The organism is Streptomyces sp. OfavH-34-F (genome assembly GCF_022347745.1).
In the GTDB taxonomy this organism is placed as follows: Bacteria; Actinomycetota; Actinomycetes; order Streptomycetales; family Streptomycetaceae; genus Streptomyces.
Window position 1 is genome coordinate 1 of sequence record NZ_JAKRGC010000539.1, and the last position, 2,404, is coordinate 2,404.

The window sequence follows — 2,404 nt, forward strand, 5'->3', positions numbered from 1 at the left end:
CGAGGCAGGCGTCCGCGAGCGCGCGGGGGTTGCGCGCCGGGACCACGAGCCCGGTGCCGCCGATCACCTCGACGACCGCGCCGACGTCCGTGGAGACCGTGGCCCGGCCGCAGAACATCGCCTCGACCAGGCTGATCGGGAAGCCTTCGACCACGCTGGAGAGCACCACGACCCCGGCCCCGGCGTACGCGTCGGCGACGTCGGGGACGCCCGGTCCGCCGGTCTCCTCGAAGCTCACCGGGGCCGCGTCGGGAAGCAGCCGGGCGGCCTCCGCGCGGCAGCGCTCCAGGTAGGCGGTGCCCGCCGGGTCGGGGTCGGGCGCGCCGATGATCCGCAGCCGGGTGTCCGGGGCGGCGGCGCGCACCTCGGCGAAGGCGTGCAGCAGGGTGATCAGGTCCTTGGCGGGCTCGATGCGGCCGACCCAGACGAGCGTGTCGGGGCCGCCGCCGTCCTCGCGCTCGCCGAGCGCCTCGAACCGGGCGGACTCCATGCCGGGGTACACGGTGCGCAGCTTGGCCGGGTCGGCCCCGCAGCGCTGCTGCCAGCGGCGGGCGTGGGTGTTGCCGGGGGTGATGAGGGCGGCCTGCCGGTAGACCTCGGTGGCGAGCAGTCCGTGGAACCCGGCGAGGAGGGCGCGCACCGGCGCGCCGGCCGGCGTACCGCCGGAGGCGAGGTAGTGCGCCCGCACGCGGACGGCGTACTCGGTGACCAGCAGCGGTACGCCGAAGAAGCGTTTGGCCAGCAGTCCGGGCAGTGCGGCGGTGCCGCCGGACGTGGCGTGGCAGACGTCGACGGCGGCGAGGCCGTCCTCGTCGTACCAGTCGAGGGAGAGGGGGCGCAGTGCGCGGTCCAGCTCGGCGGTGAAGGCGAGGAGGTCGGCGACGGTGGCGGTCTGCACGGTGCGTGCGGTGCCGGGGGCGCGGCAGGCGGATTCCAGGATGCGGACGGCCGTCTCGGAACGCAGGGCGGCGGGCAGTCCGCCGTGGTCGGCGGCCAGGTCGGCGAGGCCGTGCAGCCCGCGGCTGAACCGCTCGTCCGCGACGCGGGGGGCGGCGGCGCAGACGGCGGCGGCGAGGTCCGTGAAGTGGGCGGCGAACCGGCTCTGTTCGCGCCGGCCGTAGCGGTGGGTGCCGCCGCCGGTGAGCAGCCGGGCCAGCGGCCCCCGGGGGGCGTGCAGGCCGCGGGTCTCCTCGTCGGCGGTCCACAGGGGGGCGGTGCGTACGCTGCGGATCCGCTCCGGGAGCCGGACCCAGCCGCGCGCCTCCTGCTCGGCGGAGCGGCTGAGCGCGAAGAGGTCGAACTCGTGCTGGGCGAGCCCGCGTACCAGACGGTCGCACCAGAGCCTGGACTCACCGGTCGCGTACGGATAACCACCGTCGGTGAGCAGTCCGATCCGCACGAGCGCACCCCCGATCTGCTGTGTGAGCGGCCACCGGTGGATCGGCGGCTCGCGGGACGACCGTAAGCGGATACGCCGGTGGCGCGACGGACGGTTGTCCATCGCGCCACCGAAAGGGGTGAACCGGCGTAACTTTCGCGCCCCCGTAGCGTTCTGGCGCGCTAAGAGGGCGCGGTGTCACCGAACGAGTGAGGGGCGCGCCTGCGCCGGCGCTCAGTCCTCCGGGTACACCCAGGGGTTGGGGCGGCACTTGACGCCGTTGAGGTCCAGCGTCTTGGTCTGCTGCTGCATGACCGGCGCGAGGGCTCCCTTGGTGCCGCAGCTCTCGTGGTTGTGGCCGAGCCGGTGGCCGACCTCGTGGTTGATCAGCATCTGCCGGTACGCGAACAGCTTGTCCGGACCGAAGGTGGCCGCGCCCTGGGCCCAGCGGTAGGCGTTGATCATCACGCGGTCGGTGGCGGCCGAGTCGCAGGAGACGTTGTCCTCCATGGTGTCCAGGCCCGACTTGGCGCACCACGCGCCGGTCGTGCCGGGGCTGGCCAGGGTGATGACGAAGTCCGGCTTGCCCTCGGAGACCCGCTCGAAGGTCATCGCGCCGTCGTGCGCCCAGCTGCGGTCGTCGTTGAGGGTCCGCTGGACGGCCTGGGCGAACAGGTCGGCGTCGAGCCCGAGCCCCTTCTCGACGTCGATCCGGTAGCGGTGCCTGGTGCCCTTGCCGGGCGCCTTCGCGGAACCGGGCACGGTCTCGAACTCCCCCGAGCCGGTCAGCGCCGGCGAGAGGGGGTACGCCTTGGCCATTTTCTGTTCATACGTAAGGGGCGTGACGGACGCCGGTTCGGGGGACGGCGTCGTACGCCCGTCCGAACGGGAGGCGTCGTCGGCGTCCGGTGTGGTGCGGTGGGCGGCCGGCAGGGTCGTGATCAGGGCGCGGGTGGCGTCCGCGCCGATCCGGATCTCGTGGTGCGCGGCGGTGTCCACGGTGTCCCGGGCGGGGTCGAGCGGTCC

2 protein-coding genes are annotated in these 2,404 nt (G+C 74.2%); both read right to left on the reverse strand.

Annotation, left to right across the window (positions count from 1 at the left end; genetic code table 11):
• Nucleotides 1–1,399 (reverse strand): DUF3492 domain-containing protein (locus tag MHW47_RS34555; RefSeq protein WP_239227786.1); only part of this gene is annotated, 1,399 nt, incomplete at its 3' end.
• Between the two features lie 213 nt (nt 1,400–1,612).
• Nucleotides 1,613–2,404: DUF3152 domain-containing protein (locus MHW47_RS34560; protein WP_239227787.1), on the reverse strand; the 792-nt coding region annotated here is incomplete at its 5' end.